13 protein-coding genes and 2 tRNA genes are annotated in these 18,325 nt (G+C 45.2%); 5 read left to right on the top strand and 10 right to left on the bottom strand.

Annotated features, from left to right (window positions below; translation table 11 throughout):
* Positions 1–15: 15 nt before the first annotated feature.
* Genes TREPR_RS08055 through TREPR_RS08045 form a run of 3 tightly spaced genes read left to right on the top strand, consistent with a single transcriptional unit; the run spans position 16 to position 6,551 of the window.
* The gene (locus TREPR_RS08055; protein WP_015707801.1) at positions 16–2,739 is read left to right on the top strand and encodes a membrane protein insertase YidC; all 2,724 of its coding nucleotides are present in this window, start codon (positions 16–18) and stop codon (positions 2,737–2,739) included.
* A gap of 11 nt (positions 2,740–2,750) precedes the next feature.
* The gene (gene yidC / locus TREPR_RS08050; RefSeq protein WP_015707800.1) at positions 2,751–5,444 is read left to right on the top strand and encodes a membrane protein insertase YidC; all 2,694 of its coding nucleotides are present in this window, start codon (positions 2,751–2,753) and stop codon (positions 5,442–5,444) included.
* 9 nt (positions 5,445–5,453) lie between these two features.
* On the top strand, positions 5,454–6,551 hold the full coding sequence (locus TREPR_RS08045; RefSeq protein ID WP_015707799.1) for a glycosyltransferase: 1,098 nt from the start codon (positions 5,454–5,456) through the stop codon (positions 6,549–6,551).
* Between the two features lies 1 nt (position 6,552).
* On the opposite strand, the gene TREPR_RS08040 is transcribed toward TREPR_RS08045, so the two are convergent.
* A complete protein-coding gene (locus TREPR_RS08040) occupies positions 6,553–8,418 on the bottom strand; it encodes a hypothetical protein (RefSeq protein WP_015707798.1) in 1,866 nt (621 codons plus the stop codon).
* 23 nt (positions 8,419–8,441) lie between these two features.
* Positions 8,442–10,145, bottom strand: coding sequence for a capsule assembly Wzi family protein (locus tag TREPR_RS08035; protein ID WP_015707797.1), 1,704 nt, complete (start codon positions 10,143–10,145; stop codon positions 8,442–8,444).
* 50 nt (positions 10,146–10,195) lie between these two features.
* Between TREPR_RS08035 and wbaP the strand changes: the two genes are divergently transcribed.
* Together wbaP and TREPR_RS08025 are read left to right on the top strand one after the other, a co-directional pair.
* On the top strand, positions 10,196–11,677 hold the full coding sequence (wbaP, locus tag TREPR_RS08030; protein WP_245534810.1) for an undecaprenyl-phosphate galactose phosphotransferase WbaP: 1,482 nt from the start codon (positions 10,196–10,198) through the stop codon (positions 11,675–11,677).
* Positions 11,678–12,457 (top strand): DUF6675 family protein, encoded by a 780-nt coding sequence (locus TREPR_RS08025; protein WP_245534809.1) that lies wholly within the window; start codon positions 11,678–11,680, stop codon positions 12,455–12,457.
* A gap of 40 nt (positions 12,458–12,497) precedes the next feature.
* Here TREPR_RS08025 and TREPR_RS08020 read toward each other — a convergent pair.
* The 8 genes from TREPR_RS08020 to TREPR_RS07985 form a co-directional block, all read right to left on the bottom strand.
* A tRNA-Gly gene (locus tag TREPR_RS08020) sits at positions 12,498–12,569 on the bottom strand.
* Positions 12,570–12,666: 97 nt separating this feature from the next.
* Positions 12,667–13,476 carry an adenine glycosylase gene (locus TREPR_RS08015; protein ID WP_015707794.1) on the bottom strand — a complete coding sequence of 270 codons (810 nt, stop codon included), beginning with the start codon at positions 13,474–13,476 and terminating at the stop codon, positions 12,667–12,669.
* 1 nt (position 13,477) lies between these two features.
* On the bottom strand, positions 13,478–14,011 hold the full coding sequence (cmk, locus tag TREPR_RS08010) for a (d)CMP kinase (protein WP_015707793.1): 534 nt from the start codon (positions 14,009–14,011) through the stop codon (positions 13,478–13,480).
* Positions 14,008–14,865: a YicC/YloC family endoribonuclease gene (locus TREPR_RS08005; RefSeq protein ID WP_245534808.1), complete on the bottom strand. Its 858-nt coding sequence runs from the start codon at positions 14,863–14,865 to the stop codon at positions 14,008–14,010. The genes cmk and TREPR_RS08005 overlap by 4 nt, the downstream gene beginning before the upstream one ends.
* 5 nt (positions 14,866–14,870) lie before the next feature.
* A complete protein-coding gene (murC, locus tag TREPR_RS08000; protein ID WP_015707791.1) occupies positions 14,871–16,325 on the bottom strand; it encodes a UDP-N-acetylmuramate--L-alanine ligase in 1,455 nt (484 codons plus the stop codon).
* Positions 16,326–16,362: 37 nt separating this feature from the next.
* The gene (locus TREPR_RS07995) at positions 16,363–17,196 is read right to left on the bottom strand and encodes a pseudouridine synthase (RefSeq protein ID WP_015707790.1); all 834 of its coding nucleotides are present in this window, start codon (positions 17,194–17,196) and stop codon (positions 16,363–16,365) included.
* Between the two features lie 7 nt (positions 17,197–17,203).
* On the bottom strand, positions 17,204–17,920 hold the full coding sequence (locus tag TREPR_RS07990; protein ID WP_245534807.1) for an RsiV family protein: 717 nt from the start codon (positions 17,918–17,920) through the stop codon (positions 17,204–17,206).
* Positions 17,921–18,224: 304 nt separating this feature from the next.
* Positions 18,225–18,296 (bottom strand) — tRNA-Glu (locus TREPR_RS07985).
* Positions 18,297–18,325: the final 29 nt, after the last annotated feature.

Raw genomic sequence — 18,325 nt, 5'->3', positions numbered from 1 at the left:
TATTCCGGAGAAATAATGCTTACTATTTTATATACTCTTATAATATATCCACTGATACAAATTATTGAATTAGTTTATCTATTTGCTTATCGTGTTTTTGATAATCACGTTACAGCTATTTTGGGGGTAAGCCTTGCTGTAAGCATATGTACTCTACCGCTGTATTTTATTGCAGAAAAACACCAGCAGGCTGAACGGACCATTCAAAAACAACTTAAACCAAAAATAGACAGAATTAAGGCAGTATATAAGGGAGATGAGCAGTATCTAATTCTTTCAACTTATTATCGGCAGAATAATTACCATCCGGTATTCGCACTACGGACTACCTTTAGCCTACTGATCCAGATACCTTTTTTTATCGCTGCCTATTCGTATCTTTCCAATTTATCAGCCATCCAGGGTATTTCATTCTTATTAATTAAAGACTTAGGAAAACCAGACAGGCTGTTACAATTTATGGTAAACTCAACATTTATATACATAAATGTGCTTCCCATTATTATGACTCTTATAAATTGTATTGCCGGTGCAATTTATACAAAAGGGTTTTCAAACAATGAAAAAATACAGCTTTATGTAATGGCGCTTATTTTTCTCGTTTTATTGTATAATTCACCATCCGCTCTGGTACTTTACTGGACATTGAATAATATATTTTCATTAATAAAAAATATTTTTCAAAAATTAAAAAATAAAAGAAAAATTATATATGCCATTTTAATAATTTTTACGATATTTATTGACATATACATTATATTTATTAAGGTTAGCAGCAATATTTTAAAGAAGGGATTAGCTTGCATCGCTTTATCATTTATATTATTTTTGCCTCTTTTTGACAAATACATTCTAAAAATAAGACATAAAGAAAAATATGTCAATGATTATCCAATTGTTTATATCCTAATGCCCCTTATTATTTTATTTTTCCTAACTGGTATTATCATACCCGGAATGCTTATTGCTTCTTCCGTACAGGATTTTTCTTTTATTGAAAATTATACAACACCGTTTCCATTTATTTTACAAACAACTATTCAAGCTGCCGGATTATTTTTATTATGGCCTCTCATCCTTTATTTCTTTTTTGGGAAAAAATCGAACGCTCCGTTTATAATTATTTTCACTTGTCTGTCTTTTTGTTCTTTGATAAATGCATTTCTTATTCAGGAAAATTTTGGTTTTATTACCGTATCTATGTTGTTTTCAGATCCAAAACCTTTTTACTCTGATTATAAATTATCAATAATAAATGGCTTGCTTTTGATTGCTGTACCAATTATAGTTATTTATTTATTTAAATCAAAGAAGAAATTTATTCTCCTTTCTGCACAAATCGTTGTTTTAATGGCCCTTTTTGGGCTAAGCCTGTTTAGTTTTATTAGAATTAATAATGATTTTTCAAGCATTCTGAAGGAACGGGATTTTGCAGACAATGACTCAAATATGATACAGCCCCTCTTTTCCTTATCTAGAAATAGTAACAATGTTCTTTTGATAATGCTTGACAAGGCAGTTTCCGGTTATATTCCATATATTTTAGACGAAAAACCGGAACTCTATCAATTTCTTAAAGATTTTACATGGTATCCAAATTGTGTTTCCTATGCTGACCATACCATGGTTGGAGCACCGCCATTATACGGTGGCTATGAATATACACCGATTGAAATAAATAACAAGGATTCAATTACTCTGGTAGAAAAACAAAAGGAAGCTTATCTGTTGCTGCCCCGTGTTTTTTCGGAATCAGGATATCAGGTTTCTTTAAATGATCCGCCTTTTGACAACTATCTTCAGTCTAATCTTAGTGTATTTGCCAATTACCCTAAAATTAACGCTGAAAATATAATTAGCAAATATACTAACCAATGGCTTCAGAAACACCCAAAAGTTACTATACTATCATTTACGAAATTATTAAATAATAACCTAATTCGGTTTTCATTTTTTAAAGAATCTCCTCTTTTCTTCCGATTGTTTATTTATGATGACGGCGAATGGCTTACTACCAACCAATTTGATGGTACTTCAAAAGTAAGGGGTGCCCTAAATATAGATACAATTAATAATTATGCTTTTTTGGATTATTTATCATATCTTACCAATATTAATGATAATGACACTCCAACATTAAATGAGATTCTTTGCCAATTACCACATGATCCTGCATTTTTGCAGCCTCCGGAATATATTCCGGCCAATAATGTTATCAACCGGGGCTCAGGCCCTTTTGCAGAGGATGAAAAATATCATGCTAATATTGCCTCGTTTATACTTCTTGATAAATGGTTTAAATATTTAAAAGATAATGATGTTTATGATAATACTAGAATAATAATAGTTTCGGATCACGGATCGAATCTTGCCGTCAATTTACCCGGGAGTTTTATACTTCCTGATGGAAGAAATATTGAAAGCTATAATGCCCTGCTGCTTTATAAGGATTTTCACCAGAATTCCGAGGAACAGGAACTTACTATTGATAATACTTTTATGACTAACGCTGACGTTCCTTTACTTCTCATGAATAATCTTTTTGATAATCCAGTTAATATTTATACAGGCCTTCCTTTAAAAAGCAATAAAGAGGATGGCGTAGTTATTACAACCATCCCGGCTCTGAGTAGCCGTAATCATTATAAAAATAAACTTAAAATTGCCAATAACCAATGGATGCACATTAAGGATAATATCTTTGTTCCCGAAAATTGGGAAGCTCTTACACTTCCATAGATGATGAAAATATGTTAAACATTCTGTATACCATTATTATTTTCCCTATTATTCAGCTTATTGAATTATGTTATCTTTTTGTATATAGAATATTTGATAATCATGGAATATCCCTTCTGGGAGTAAGCCTTACGGTAAGTATATGTACCCTGCCTTTGTACTTGATTGCTGAAAAACATCAACATGCCGAATCTGAAATACAAAAACGGATGAAACCCAAGATAGATAAAATAAAAAAGGTATTTAAGGGTGATGAAAGATTTATGGTATTGTCAACATATTACAGGCAAAACCATTATCACCCGGTATACTCAATGCGCAATGTTTTTGGATTACTTATACAGATTCCTTTTTTTATTGCAGCATATTCATATATATCTCATCTGGCATACATACAGAATGTTTCATTTTTATTTATCAAGGATTTGGGTAAACCGGATAATATTATCACTGTTTCCGGAATTGCAATAAATATAATGCCGATTATCATGACTATTATAAATTGCATATCTGGCACGGTATATGCCAAAAGATCGGCAAAAAATGAAAGAATTCAGCTTTATGCCATGTCTCTCATTTTTCTTTTTTTACTATATAATTCTCCCGCAGGGCTGGTTCTCTATTGGACTATGAACAATATTTTTTCCTTGTTAAAACACTGTCTTAGCCATAAAAAAAATATAAAATTACTTATATATCGTTTTATCTGTTTATGTATAGTTCCATTAATTATTTATATTCTATTTTTTCATACGGGCCTTCTGCATAAACGCATATTTTCTGCATTATTATGTTCTGTTTTTTATTTTATACCTTCAATATTAAAAATATTGGAATATATTAAAAAAAACATAGAATCTGTTCAAATAAAAAACACCTCTTCCGTATATAACGATATTACCTTCATTTTAACATGTACGATTCTTTTTCTTCTTGCCGGGCTGGTAATTCCCAGCCTACTCATTATTTCCTCAGTTCAGGAATTTTGTTTTCTAGAATCCTACAATTCCCCTCTCCCTTTTTTATTAACCACCATGACACAATCGGCGGGAATATTCCTTTTTTGGCCTATATGTATTTATTATTTATCCAACAAAAAGAGTAAAATTATATTAACATCTTTATTATTAATAGCATGCATCATCGCTGTAATCAATACATTTATTTTTCCCGGAAATTATGGCGCTATGAATAATATGGTGATATTTTTTATGACATTTGAAATAAGCCTCATAAGCAGTATAATTAATGCTGCGGTAATACTATTTGTTTCCTTAATAATATTATTATTGCTTATTTATAATAATAAAAAGATTATCTATTCAATACAAGCAGTATTTCTTATTTCCCTAATTGGCTTTGGAATTATCAATATATTCAGGATTTATTCCGATTATATGGATTTTTCAAACCATAGAACTATTGTACCTATAAATAATGAGGTTGTTCCTGTATACCAATTTTCACAGGAAGGTAAAAATGTACTGCTAATTATGCTTGACAGAGCTATAAGCGGTTATTTGCCTTATATTTTTCAGGAAAAACCGGAACTTAAAAAATCTTTCAGCGGGTTTACTTGGTATCCTAATTGTGTTTCCTTCGGCTCGATTACACTTTTTGGCTCTCCTCCTGTTTTTGGCGGGTATGAATATACACCACTTGAAATGCAGAAAAGAAATACAGAATCATTGGTTGAAAAACATAATCAAGCGATTCTTTTATTGCCCAAAATATTTTCTGAAAAAAATTTTAAGGTTACCGTAACCGATCCTTCCTTTGCAAATTATAGTTGGACTCCGGATTTGAGTATTTTTGATAAATATCCAGATATTCATGCAGAAAACATTATTGGTAAATATTCTGATTATTGGAAAAGCAAGAATGAAAACAAAGAAACGATTTCTGTCGCTGCTGTACTTAAAAAAAACTTAATCCGTTTTTCGTTTTTTAAAATTTCACCGCTCTTTTTCAGAATATTTATATACGATCATGGAAAATGGCTGGCTAACTCTGAAACAATTTATATGAGTAATTCATTAATTGATAATTATTCTGCTTTAGATATTTTACCTGAACTTACTTCAATCAACGATAGCAAAAATTATTTCAACATGATGATAAATGATACTACCCATTACCCAAGTTTTTTACAACTACCTGATTATAAGCCATCAACATTTATAAGCACCTTGGGCACCGGTCCATTTGCAGAAGAAGACGATTATCATGTTAATGCCTCTTCTGTTATTGCCTTGGGTAAATGGTTTGATTTTTTACAGGAAAATAAAATTTATAATAATACCAGGATAATTATTGTTTCAGATCATGGATATGGTATATTTAGTAAATTTCCAAATAATATTACATTGCCGAATGGGGATTGCGTTCAACTTTATAATCCGTTATTATTAGTCAAGGATTTTGATTCCACCGGGGAAGATATTACAATCGATAATTCTTTTATGACCAATGCGGATTCTGGATTGTTGGCAATCAATGGAATTATAGATTCGCCTGTTAATCCGTTTACTTTAGTTCCGCTGAAAAGTAATAAAGCTGATGGAGCATTTATTTCCACGTCGGGGCTGTTTAATATCGGCAATCATGGAAAATATAAATTTAATATAAAAAAAGATGAATGGCTCTATGTTCATGACAATATTTTTGACTCAAAAAACTGGGCCGCCGTTCAGATACAGCCTTAAGGATAACCCATGAAAGTTGCCATTGTACACTACTGGCTTGTTAATATGCGCGGAGGCGAGAAAGTACTGGAAGTCCTCCTGGAGATGTTTCCTCAGGCGGATATTTTTACCCACGTCTATGACCGGGCCACTGTATCGGACGTCATTAATTCCCATCCGGTGTACACTTCCTCCATAAATAAACTGCCCTTTGCAAAGAAACTGTACCAGAAATATATGCCCCTGATGCCTAAAGCTCTTATGGAATTTGATCTTCAGGATTATGATTTGATTATTTCAAGTGAATCGGGACCTGCAAAGGGGGTGGTTCCGAATCCAGACGCCTATCATATCTGTTACTGCCACAGCCCCATGCGGTACCTCTGGGATATGTACCACGGATATTTTCGTGGGGCGAACCCTTTGGTCAGATTTTTTATGAGCAAACTTATACCGGCCCTGCGCCTCTGGGATGTAAGTTCTGCCAATCTGGTTGACCGCTTTATTGCCAATTCATCCTATGTAGCAAAACGTATTGAACGTTACTATAACAGGAAAGCTGCGGTGGTCTACCCGCCGGTGGCTATTGAAAAATATCTTACCCTGGAACGGAAACCGGAGGATTTCTACCTTTTTTTTGGTCAGCTTACGGGGTATAAACGGGCGGATATTGCCATTGAGGCTTGTGTACGGTCAGGGAGAAAGCTCGTGGTGGCAGGGGCAGGTGCAAAGAGCCGGGATACAGGGAAATATAAAAAGTCAAAGCTTGTCACTTTTACCGGGAGGGTTTCTGATGAAGAAATTAGGGGGCTCTACTCCCGGGCTAAGGCTCTGCTTTTTCCGGGTATCGAAGATTTTGGCATTGTTCCTGTGGAGGCAAACGCCGCAGGGTGCCCGGTAATTGCCTTCCGCAAGGGGGGAGTTCTGGATACGGTAAAGGAAAACGGGACAGGGCTTTTTTTTGATGAACAGAGTACCGATTCCCTGATAGAAGCAATGGACAGGTTTGAATCCTGCGAAGAGTACTTCTCTGACCGGAAGGTGTTTACCGAACATGTGCAGCGTTTTTCCCGGGAAGCGTTTGTTTCCGGGATCAGAAAAATTATCGAAGAACAAGAACGGGTATAGTCTAGGGGTATATTTTGAATCCCACCGTGAGAAGAAGCCCGTTTGATTTTGGGTACTCATCGGTATCTATTATTGAAAGAGAATTGCCATTCCCCTTGGTGAAGTAAGAGAGTACGACACCGGCTTCAAAGAAAACCTGTAAGGGGGTTCTTTTACCGTCATCGCTGGATATAGAATGTTCTGCGCCTGCCTTGATGATGTGCATCCACTGATATGCGCCATCATGCAGAAAATCTTTTCTGAGTATGGCTTTGGTACTCCGGCCGCTGGGATCCAGTTCAGACAGGTAAGAGCTGCCGTCCACAGCGGCGCTTCCGTATTCAGCCCCGTGGCGAATCATCTGGTACTGGAAATGCGCAGTAGTATAAGCGCTTAACAGAGTTTTAAAGCGGACTAGGATTTCATCAGAGTTAGGGGGTAAATAGTAACCAAGCCCCTCCCCGTTGTTGGTGTAGGCCTGTTCCATTAAATTTTCACCATACCAGGGGAGTATCTGCCTTGTATGGGTATAGCAATAGGGTTCGACCTTAGTATAACTGAGGGTTATGGAAGCGAAAGGCAACAAGGGTATCTGTGCGGTTGAACCTACCTGGAAAGCAAACATAGACCGGTCCATTTCGAATATATCAAGTTCCGGGTTTATTTCATCCAGGTAGAAGGAAAGCCAAAGGTTGGCAAGTCCTGGGTATTGTCCCTTAATATCAAAGAACAGTGACATATTATCAAAATCACCGATATTATTCTGGTAAAAAAAGTTACTGGTCAAGGGGAATATATAGCCCAGCTCAAAACGTTTGGGCCATACAGCGGCGCTGCCAAAATCAAAGTGGAAATAGTTTTTATAATTTATTTCCACCATAGAGAGAGAAAAGGCGTTTTGATTGGTGGATGGGGAATCGATAATGCCCGCTTCATCATAATATTCCAGAATCCCGGTAATGGTTGAGAAGCCAAGCCATTTAAAGGGGCTTACTGTCGCTTCCAGCCCGAGGAATGGCTGGGCGGACTGGTTTAATATCAGGCTGCTGCCTTCGCTCATGGCGCCCCATTCACGGAACATACGCCCTCCCCGCATGGTAAAAATACCATCAAAGAGGGAGCCTCCTATTTCAGGCAGCATGGAGTATCCAATGCAGAGACCCTCGGGCCATCCCAGCTGCCCGCTATTGGAAATGTCCCTGTAGTTCCAGACAAATCCGTCCCAGCGTTTCTGATAGCTGTAGGGGAAGTGAGCCAGGGGCTGGCTGTAGGCGATCATTTCCCGGTTAATATAATTATCATGCCCTTCGCCAAATTCAGAATGATAGGTTTGAAAAATACCAACCTGTTCCCGGGGAGAATACAGGATCCCCCCGTTAAGAATAAATCCCCATGAGAAAAAATTGCCTAAATCCCCTACAACATAAGGGGTAAACCACCACTCTTCCCCAAAAACCGCCTCGTCTTGTTGAAAATAGTAGGCCCCTGAAACGGAGGTCTCGTTTTTCGCCCCCATTTCTGCCGAAAGGTGTATTTTGCCCTCCGCTGCATTCTCAAAACGATAAGTCCCCTTCCACCTGTCAAATCCCGCATCTGCTTTCCCGTAGGGTTCCAGAAATTTCTCCAGCAGCTGATATTCCTTGTCGCTCAACCCGCCGAAACGGAGGCTGGAGCGGGAACTCAAAATTTTTTCCGCCGCAGAAATCGCCACAGAGCGGGAATAGGGTTTTGCCTTCGGCAGGGGATCGCAGAGCCCCCGTAGTTCAGCTACTTCAAGAATATGATATACCGGATCCCCCAGGGGCAGTGACACGTGGGTCTGGGCCATAAGGGGCATGGTCAATACCAGGGTAAAACAAACCAAAACAAGCTGTACGCGTCTGCTCATATCACATCCTTCCAGGGGAAAATTTAATAACTAAAGGCGGCGGAAAAGATAAATTCCAAGCCATACTCATCCCGCCCCTTAACATGATCCGCGTCAAGAACCACGGCCCCTCCAATATACCCCGACAGGGTAAGCAGGGAAATAGGTTTCCATACCGTTTCAAAGCCTCCGGCAAGTTTATGCTCCACTCTGCCGGAGAGGACGCCTTCTTCCCGGGCTTCCTGGGTTTTTACCCAGTCCCAGAGTATACCATGTTCGCCCTTATTGATAAAGGATAGATCCAGGGAGAAGCCCAGATTCCCCCTGGACAGGCCTGCGCCCAGAGCAAAGAGTATGGCATCCCGGCCTTCGGGGTGGCCTATCCAAAGGTAGCGTAGTTTTTTGGTTTCTGTGTTATCCGAAAGCTTCCGCATCCAGATAAAACTGGAAAAAGGGGTGGACAAGGTATAGACATAGGGTTCGGTATACACAAATTCCCCATATATAAGGGCTCTCCAGCCTTTGAAAGAGCGGGCATGCTCCACTCCTGCAAGGAAACCCAGTCCGTCCGGAGGGTTTTGGTGTCCCGTTTCAAAGGAACTGGCGAATTCGTTCATCACGAACTGCCCGTACAGGGCCAGGGAGGGGATGATGGCCCATTCGATATCCAGGGACATGATGGAACCCACCATATCACCGAATTTTTCGTTTGTTTCACCATCAGGAATAGCATTTTTTGCATATTTATCCCCCCACTGGTCATAATCGTTCCAGGCAAACAGTGAATGGAACAACACAAAGGGATTCATAAAACGTATTTCCGGGGGGCCGTCACCGGCCATGATACCCTCACTTAACCCTATGGAAAGCCGCTTAAAAAGCCGGGCGTCCACCCGGTGCATGTACATGTACCGATTCGTAGTTCTTTGAAGATCCGTGTCAGGGTCATAAAACGGGGGGCTTGTTCTGGCCGGGCCTATGAGTTCCGTAATATTCATGGGGAGCTGGCTCATGAACAGGGAGTATTTGAAATTCTTTGAAAAAAAGGAGAGCCGTGCAAAATCGTAGTAATCCGGGTTATCCGAGATGGCCAGGTTGCCCGTATGCCCTACCCCATAGGAAACCCGGTCCCGGCCAAGCTGGAAATTCCACCAGGGGCCTCCGGCGGCGATAAAAGCCCGCAGGGGCATATTCATATCGAAACGGTCCGGATCATAGACCACATTGCTGCCCCAGTAGGCGTCTTTTTCAGTGTAATAGGTAGGGTCGGCGGTGATCAGGGGTTCCACCACAAGCTGAACCGTATCGGCAAAGTAAAAATTCAGAGGCAGGACTAAAAATTGCGGGGCTTCGGTGTCACCCCGGGAAAAGGGGATGTCGTTATTGGTCCGTATATGGATCTCAGGGTTTGCCCGGATATGAGCCGACAAGCCGAAAACCCCATTTTGATACAGCAGAGGGGGAGCCAATGCGTCCTGTACCCTCCGCCAGGCTTCCCTGGAGGCGTCCGAAAGGGCGCCTTCATCAATATCTTCCAGTATTTGCTGTACCTCGTCCCGGGACAGGGGGGGGGTAAAGGAGCGGAAACTCAGGCCCGATTCCCGGACCAGGAAGCGCAGATCCTCCAGCACCGGATCCCCCGGGGAAATTACCGTAAAAGGAAGGGCTTCCAAGCGGAAAAAACCGATAAAAAAAGCGCAAATGAGGAAGACACGGTAAATCCTGAATCTGTACCCCGGTGCTGCCATTCAAAAAAGTATCACATAAAAAGATGGTTTTTGTCAACTTAGGCGGTTTTTTGAATCTTGAAAAATATTCAATAATCCCCCATGCTATAACCATGACCTTAAATGATTTCGATGTCTGGTACCGAACTAGATACCGGCGCACCAGTTCCGCCCTTACCACTACTATGATGATTATCGCGGATCTTTTCGGGGTCATGCTCTCCTTTGGGGCAGGCTTTTTTATGGTCAACCTCTACAATATGAGTGCCATAAACTTCAAATCCTTTATCACCTATTGGCCTTACCTTCCGGTGTTTATCATAATTTTTTATGTATCCCAGTTGTATCCCGGGGTTTTCCTGGCCCCTGCGGAGGAGCTGAAAAATTTTACCATTAGCTCGCTTATGGCCCATGGGGGCATTATTTTTTCTCGGTACATAGAAGATCAGGAATTTGACGCTATTTCCGTGGCCTTCATTGTCAGTTTTGTTTTTTCTACCATTATTCTTCTGATATGCCGCTCGGGTATGCGCGTTTTTTTGCAGAAAACAAACCTAGGGGGCATACCGGCAGTGGTTTTCGGTGGGGAGGATACTGGACAGATGGTTGTGGACCGCTGCCTGAAGCACCGGATAGGGTATCTGCCGGTGCTGATTCTGGATGACGATCCCTCCACAGGGAATGATTACCAAGGTGTTCCCATTATTCACGATACCAGTATCGGGGCTGAATTGGTAAAACGGTATAATATCAAAATGGCCATAGTGGCCATGCCAAAAGCGGATCGTGACAGACTGGCCCATCTTCTGAATTATTCCATCTCCGCATTCCGGTACAATGTACTGATCCCCGATTTTTTTGGGGTTACCAATATATGGATGGCTGTTCGTGATTTTGACGGTATCCTGGGCTTCGCCTCCAGCCAACGGCTGAAAATGTTCTGGAACTTAGGAATAAAACGGTTAATTGATCTGGGTATTGTCATCATCGGCGGAATTATTATCCTGCCCTTCCTGCTCTTCATTGCGTTACTGATAAAGCTTACTTCTCCGGGTCCGGTTCTGTACGGGCATACCAGGCTTGGGCGGAACGGTAAGCATTTTAAGGCCTATAAATTCCGGTCCATGGTGGTGGATGCTAAGGAACAGCTGGAACTCATGCTGGAATCCAATCCAAGGATACGGGAGGAGTGGGAAGCGAATCATAAACTAAAGGACGATCCCCGGGTTACCGGTATCGGAAGATTTTTACGGCGTACCAGCTTTGACGAATTCCCCCAGATTATCAATATCCTCAGGGGAGAAATGAGCCTGGTAGGGCCCCGGCCGGTGGTGGATGATGAGGTTGAAAGATACGGAGAGGATTATAACCGTATTTTTTCTGTAAAACCGGGACTTACCGGACTTTGGCAGGTTTCAGGCCGTTCGGATACAAATTATGGCGAGCGGGTAGCTTTTGATACCTATTATTTGCAAAGCTGGTCCGTGTGGCTCGATCTTTGGATACTCTATAAAACTGTCGGGGTTGTTCTGAAGGGCAAGGGAGCTTATTAAGTGGTGAGAATAAAAGTAACAGCACTTCTCCTGTTCTTTGCAGGGTCGATTGTATTTGCCCAAGGCCGCTCCCTGGAGGATCTTTTTCCCCACATGAACCAGGAGAGAAGGGAGCAGATTTTAACCGGGGTGCTAACCGAGGCCCGGGAAAAAGATTCTAATTTGTATATGCAGCCCGCCGGGGAAATAGGCATTAAAGTATCCGGCCTGATGACGGCGGATCTGCGTCCCAGCTGTCTGGTGGAATCCCTGACAGTGATACCCTATCTGGATAAGCCGGTGGAACTGCTAGACATATACAATGCCATGGGTAAGGTGCGGGATTTGAAGGGCCGGCTGTATCATTCTTTCACACGGGATGAAAATGTTCCCCTTTTTGAGGATTCCACCCGTGTGGAAAGCCCCAAAAGAACCAGGGCCATACCTGACCCCGCCGCCACATATACCCTGCCCCGGTCGGACAGGATATATGTATGCCTTAAGGATATTAATTTCGGTAATTCCTATTACCAGGCGGATATTAGCGTCGAAGAATACGGGCTGCTTTACGGCCTTTCAAATTTCAAATCCCTTTCATACGGAATTATCCCGGTTATTAAGGAAAAAAAATTCAACGCCCAGTTCTACGTTGAACCTCTTACCGAGGGAGTGCTGGTTTACAGCGTGGCCGTGGCTGAGGTTTCCGATTTTATCGCAGGCAGGATAAACATACCATCGGCGATTCGGAAGCGAATCGAGGTCATTTTAGGCTGGCTTATTGATAATATTGCAGGAAGCTAAAACAAAAAGGCCAGGAAATCCTGGCCTTTTTGACTGCAAAAGCGGATGAAGGGAGTCGAACCCTCGTCTCGAGCTTGGAAGGCTAGGGTAATAGCCGTTATACGACATCCGCAAATAAATATATCAACTGCAGTTATTTTACTGAAAAGCCACATTCCCTGTCAAGCTACGGATTTTCTAAACCCCGCTATCTACATACCCGGCTCCGCTTACACATTGCCAATCCGGTAAACACCTTCCGCTTCAGCTACCATGGACTCGTTTTTGAGCGCCTCCAGGGCCTTGTAGATATCCGGGGTTTCTGTCCCGGTCCGGGAGGCCAGTTCCTCCGCCGATGCCGGGCCTTTTGAAACCAGGGAGCGAATAATCCGGCCGCGAATTTGCCGGAAGGATCCTTCAAAGGGGCTTTGCTTGGTATAGTGGGCGCTGCGGCGGTTCGGATTGGGGGTGATTTTTTTCAGGGCCGCGCCGTAGTCCATCAGGGCATAGTACCATTTCCGGGGGTTTTCCCGGTCCATGGCTTCGTCGAGAATGGGAAAAATTTCCGCGTCTTTTACGTCACGGCGGTCCTGGAAATAAAAGTGAAGCACCGAGGCGCGGATATTGGTTTCGATAAAGACCGCAGGGTAATTATAGGCAAAACATGCAATGGCCCCGGCGGTGTAGGCACCTATGCCAGGCAGAGGGAGGAGTTTTTCCGGGGTCTTTGGCACCCTGCCATTGTGCTCCTCAGCGATGACCCTGCCGCATTCTTTCAGGAACCGGGCCCGGCGGTTGTAGCCCAGGCCGCTCCATTCACGGAGAACTTCTTCCAGGGTCGCCTTGGCCAGGTCTGCAGGCTTGGGCCAGAGCTGCATCCACCGGTTCCAGTAGGGGATAACCCGTTCGGTTTGGGTCTGCTGAAGCATGAACTCCGAAACCAGCACCCCCCAGGGACCGGTTTTCTTCCGCCAGGGGAAAGATCTTCCCGACTTTTCGTAGTTGTCATAGATAATGGCCCTGAATTCCCCGGTATCCATATCAGGATAATTTTTCTGTTACCTTGGAGACAATCAGGTCCGCAATTGTCCGGGGATCCACAGTATCCGTATCGATAATAAGATCAGCAAAGCTGTAATCATCATTATCGATGTTATAAATTCTGATATACCGCTCCCGGTCCTGCCTGTCCCGTTCCGCAGTAAAGGCCGCCACTGATTCTATAGAGCCTCCTTCGCGCTTCACGATACGGCTGGCCCGTGTTTCAGGCTTGGCCTTAAGGTATACCATGAGGTCTGCTTCTTTGAGCATCCAGATCGCAAGCCGGGAACCGAGCACGCAGCCGCCCTCCCCCCTTGCCAGGCTTAGCTGGCGGCTGTCAACCTCCCTGTCCCAGGAATCGTCCTTTGCCGCCTGATCGAGCACTTCCTTCAGGCTCATGCCCTTTTCTTCAGCCAGGCTGCGGAAGGTAAAATTGATGAACCTGAGGCCCAGAGTGTCTGAAACCATTCTGCTGATAGTGGTATTCCCGCAGCCGCTTTTTCCTGAAATGGCGATACGTATGTCTTTTTTCATTCAATATTCCTTAACTGCTCCCTGATATTTTCCAGGGTATCTTTCATCTCCACCACCGCCCGGCTTACCTCCAGCAGGGGGGTCTTGGAACCTATGGTATTAATTTCACGGTTTATCTCCTGACAGAGGAAGTCGAGCTTTTTTCCCGGGCTGGGGTTGCGTTTTGTTTCCGCCCGGAATTCTGCCAGGTGGGAGGATAGCCGGGAGAGTTCCTCAGAAATAGTGTACTTCATCAGTAATACTGCGGTTTCTGCGAGGATGCGGTTTTCGTCGATACGGTCTCCCAAAAGTTCGGCAAAACGATCCTTAAGGTTTTTCTGAATCGACGCTTCCATGGCCGGGGCATGGGAAGCTACGGTCTTGGCCGCCTCTTCCAGGACCGTGATGTGGGAGAGTATATCATCCTCGGTGTGTTTACCCTCCCTGATACGTTCCGCCTCAAATTTGTCCGCTGCGTTTTTCAGCAGTGGCTCAATGAGTTTCCGGTAGCGGTTGTCGTCCCGGTTTTTTTCAATTTCCAGCACCCCTTCCATGCCCAGGAGCAGGGAAAGTGAAGGGGTTTCCCGGATGCCCAGTTCTTTAGCCAAGCCGGCTACCGCTTCATAGTAAACCTTGGCGGCTTTTTGGTTTACCGATAGGTAAATGTCCGAATTCCGTTCCTTGACCCGTATGCCTGCCTCCACCTTTCCACGGCTGAAACGGGAACTCAGGTAGTCGCGAATCTCCGGTTCCAGGGAGGAGAGGAAGGGGGGAAGGTAAACAAAAAGATCCAGATAGCGGCTGTTATACCCCTTGATCTCCACGGAAAGGGAGATCTCTTCATCCCGCAGTTCTTCGTATGCATAGCCGGTCATACTTTTCACCGGGGCGCCTCTTGGCTGTAGTGATCAAACAGGGCTTTGCCCAATTTCCAGTTATCCCCGGCGCCCATGGTGAGGAGAAGATCACCTGGCTTGAGTAAACCCTTCAGCAATTCTACTGCGCCCAGGGGTTCCTCTTCATAATATACGCCCTTCCTCAGGGCCTTAGTTTTTTCGTAGAGGGTTTTGCCATTAACCCCACCCTGGTAGGCTTCCCTTGCGGAGCCGTAGATTTTGTGCAGCACCACAAGATCCGCCTTTTCAAGGGAAGCGGCGAATTCATCCAGCAGGGCGGCAGTTCTGGTATAGGTGTGGGACATAAAACTGAGGACAAGACGGCGGCGGGGATAAAATTCCCTGAGCCCTTCCAGAGTGGTCTTTATAGCTGTGGGGTGATGGCCGTAGTCGTCCATGAAGAGTATGCCTCCAGCTTCTCCGATTACTTCCGAGCGCCGCCGGCTTCCGCGAAAATCCTCCAGGGCTTTTCGCACCCCTTCCTGGGCTTCCGCGGTCCAGGAACCGGACTCGGCCCTTACCAGGGAATCTGTCAGGGCCAGGGCGGCTGCGGCGTCCAGGGCGCAGTGCCGCCCCGGGACCCGCAGCCGCAGTTCCCCGGGGAAAGCGGCGATCCGCATCACCGAACGTTCCGCTTCGGCCTTGTACGAAACTATTTTGAAATTCCCCGAAGCGGTGAATCCGTAGGGGATTAGTTTTACTCTTCCCTTGTTAATCGAGTTTGCAACTTCACAGGCTCCTGGATCGTCGGCGCAGTAAATCAATTCACCGTTAACCGGAAGCAGTTTGGCGTATTCAATAAAAGCGTCTCGGATAGATTCATAGGTGGGGTAGTAATCCTGATGGTCGCTTTCCACGCTGGTCAGGATGATACGGTGGGGGTGGAAGGACAGGAAGTGCCGGCGGTATTCGCAGGTTTCCGCCACAAAGTACTTGTCCCCCAGGATGAGGGTGGAACGCCCGCCAAAACCGGCTACGGCGCTGCCTGCCAGGATCCGCGCAGGAAGCCCCGCACCCCGGATCAGGGTACCTGCCATGGCGGTGGTAGTGGTCTTTCCGTGGACCCCGGCTATGCCTGCGGAATCAAAGCCCGCCGAATAGACCCCCAGGGCGTCGGTGTATTTCAACACCGGGAGGCCCTGCTTTTTCGCCTCCGCAATTTCACTGTTAGTCTCCGCTGAATAGGCGGCGGAATAGATTACCAGATCCGCCTTGGCGGGTACATGCTCCGGGGCAAAGGATTCAACATAGGGTATGCCCAGTTCTTTAAGGATACCGTCGGTGTAGAAAACCTCGTCCCGGTCCGAACCGGAAATAGAGAATCCGGAATTATGGAGCAGTTCAGCCAGGGCGCACATACCCGTACCCTTGATGCCGATGAAATAAATAAGCGGCCCAGGCCCGGCGCCCTTCCATGATAGGAGTTTCTCAACATTCATGGGTCCATGGTAGCCTATGGAGTTTCTTTTTTCAATATTAAGTCTGGTAAAGGGGCGGTAAAGTGTAGGAGCAGGGTTCCCCGGAAAGGGGGTCCAGAAAGCTAATGCCCTGGGCCCTCAGGGCTAAATAGCCTTCCGGGCCGGCCTGGCCGACGCCAGTTTCAACCCCCTTGGCGGGCAAGGAGCCGTAAAGCCGATCATTGAGAATGGGATAGCCTAGCCAGGCAAGGTGGCAGCGTATCTGATGGCGGAAACCCCTGGTTATACGCAGCCTGAAGTACAGGGCCCTTTTCCCGGCCCCGACTTCCCCGACCAGGCAGCTTGTTTCATTCATTTCCAGGACCTCGGTCCTGTAGGGGGCGCCCTGGTCCAGGGCAGGCTTGGGGCGCGGCTTTTGACGGGTTATGCCGCCGCCGGACACGATAGGCCGTACGGCGGCTCTTCCCGGGCCATAGGGGCGGAAGGCGCTTTCCACGGCGAAAGGGGGCGTGGGTATTTCCGGCCGTTCAGGAAAGCCCGGCAAGGGAGGCGGGGGAAAAGGGGCGCTCAGGGCGCCGTATTCTTTGGCAAAAGTTCCCCTCGCCTGCTGTTCCTTCAGGGCTGCCAGGGCTTCCGCGGTCCGGGCAATGAGGACCAGACCATGGGTTTCAAAGTCAAGCCGGTGGAGCAGCCCCCCCTCCCAGGTAACTTCGCCGGGTTTTCCGGGAAGGCGGACCTCCGGGTAGAGGCCGGCGCACCAGTCCAAGAGGGTATTCCCGGGGCTGTCTTTCAGGGGCGCCGAGTGCATGAACGGGGGTTTACAGATAACAATAAATGACCTGGTTTCCGCCAGCACCGCCGGGGCTTCAGGGAACCAGGTTGAAGGCGTCATGGCTTATTTAACGGCGGAGTTCCGCCACCAGGACCAGGCCCCGGGGGGTAAAGAGCTCTTCTATATCCTTGTAGGGAATTACTACCTCCAGGGTACCCATCACGTAGGGGGCAATTTCGTAGGGGTCCCATTGAAAACCCAGGCCCTGGGGATTCAGAAAAAAGTCTTCCATCTTTTCTATCGAATTATCGAAGAATCCCCGTTCGGTAAGGGGTATCCAGTCAGGTATTTCCATAAGCGTCCGGAGGGCGGCCTCTACATGATCGTCCAGTTGGTCAAAGGTTTCTCCCCTGATGACATCCTTCAGCGCAAGCTGCCGTTTTTCTTCCAGATCAAAGACAAAATAATCTTTCTGCTTCATGCCGTGGGCACCGCCGGTATAGTATTCCTTATCCAGGCTTACCACCGCCAGTTTCGGGGTTCCCGCATCCAAGGTGTAGACCTCGCTGTAATGCCAGTTCAGAACATCATTGGACATATCAGGAAATTTCGCGGCCACATCGCGCATTGCAATATACTTGGTATCGTAGGAATGTATTTTCTCGTCGGCATATTCAATTAGGCTTTTCCCCTGGTAAAGGGCATCGGGGATGAACTTGTTAACGCTTTCCTGTTCCGGAACATCCAGCATGGAGAGCCGGATCACCATGCCGGGACTTTTCCCCACCATTTCAGGGTAAAGGGACAGGGTATTTTCTGCAACGATGGTTTCATAACCCCGCAAGGCCCCGGTGACGGAACGGCTTCCGGAGACTGCTGGGGGAGCACTTTTACATGCTAAGGGGAAAAACAGGAGAAGAAATAAGAACCCCCAAAGGGCGGCTTTATTACTTTTTTTATAAAATTTGCTTTTCATTATCTTTTATATTCGTTATTTCTATATATCATGTCAAGCAATTTTTTTGTAGCAAGGCGACATACCCTGGGTTCAGCCCTGACAGGGCCCTCCATGGCCTCTTGAACCCTTCAATTCCCCCCAGTACATTCCTTGTAAACTTAAAAAGCAGCCTAATGGCTGCTTTTTAATACATCTCCTGGGGGAATTGAACCCCCGTTGTCGGGATGAAAACCCGATGTCCTAACCACTAGACGAAGGAGACAGATATTACCCTAATGGGTTAAAAAAATA

Source organism: Treponema primitia ZAS-2, from assembly GCF_000214375.1.
In the GTDB taxonomy this organism is placed as follows: Bacteria; Spirochaetota; Spirochaetia; order Treponematales; family Breznakiellaceae; genus Termitinema; species Termitinema primitia.
This window is presented reverse-complemented; position numbering and strand designations above follow the sequence as displayed.

What these genes read in the sequence shown, in the direction of transcription:
- TREPR_RS08055 (WP_015707801.1), top strand. Translation starts at nt 16, where the DNA reads ATGCTTACTATTTTATATACTCTTATAATATATCCACTGATACAAATT.
- yidC (WP_015707800.1), top strand. Translation starts at nt 2,751, where the DNA reads ATGTTAAACATTCTGTATACCATTATTATTTTCCCTATTATTCAGCTT.
- TREPR_RS08045 (WP_015707799.1), top strand. Translation starts at nt 5,454, where the DNA reads ATGAAAGTTGCCATTGTACACTACTGGCTTGTTAATATGCGCGGAGGC.
- TREPR_RS08040 (WP_015707798.1), bottom strand. Translation starts at nt 8,418, where the DNA reads ATGAGCAGACGCGTACAGCTTGTTTTGGTTTGTTTTACCCTGGTATTG.
- TREPR_RS08035 (WP_015707797.1), bottom strand. Translation starts at nt 10,145, where the DNA reads ATGGCAGCACCGGGGTACAGATTCAGGATTTACCGTGTCTTCCTCATT.
- TREPR_RS08015 (WP_015707794.1), bottom strand. Translation starts at nt 13,476, where the DNA reads ATGGATACCGGGGAATTCAGGGCCATTATCTATGACAACTACGAAAAG.
- cmk (WP_015707793.1), bottom strand. Translation starts at nt 14,011, where the DNA reads ATGAAAAAAGACATACGTATCGCCATTTCAGGAAAAAGCGGCTGCGGG.
- TREPR_RS08005 (WP_245534808.1), bottom strand. Translation starts at nt 14,865, where the DNA reads ATGACCGGCTATGCATACGAAGAACTGCGGGATGAAGAGATCTCCCTT.
- murC (WP_015707791.1), bottom strand. Translation starts at nt 16,325, where the DNA reads ATGAATGTTGAGAAACTCCTATCATGGAAGGGCGCCGGGCCTGGGCCG.
- TREPR_RS07995 (WP_015707790.1), bottom strand. Translation starts at nt 17,196, where the DNA reads ATGACGCCTTCAACCTGGTTCCCTGAAGCCCCGGCGGTGCTGGCGGAA.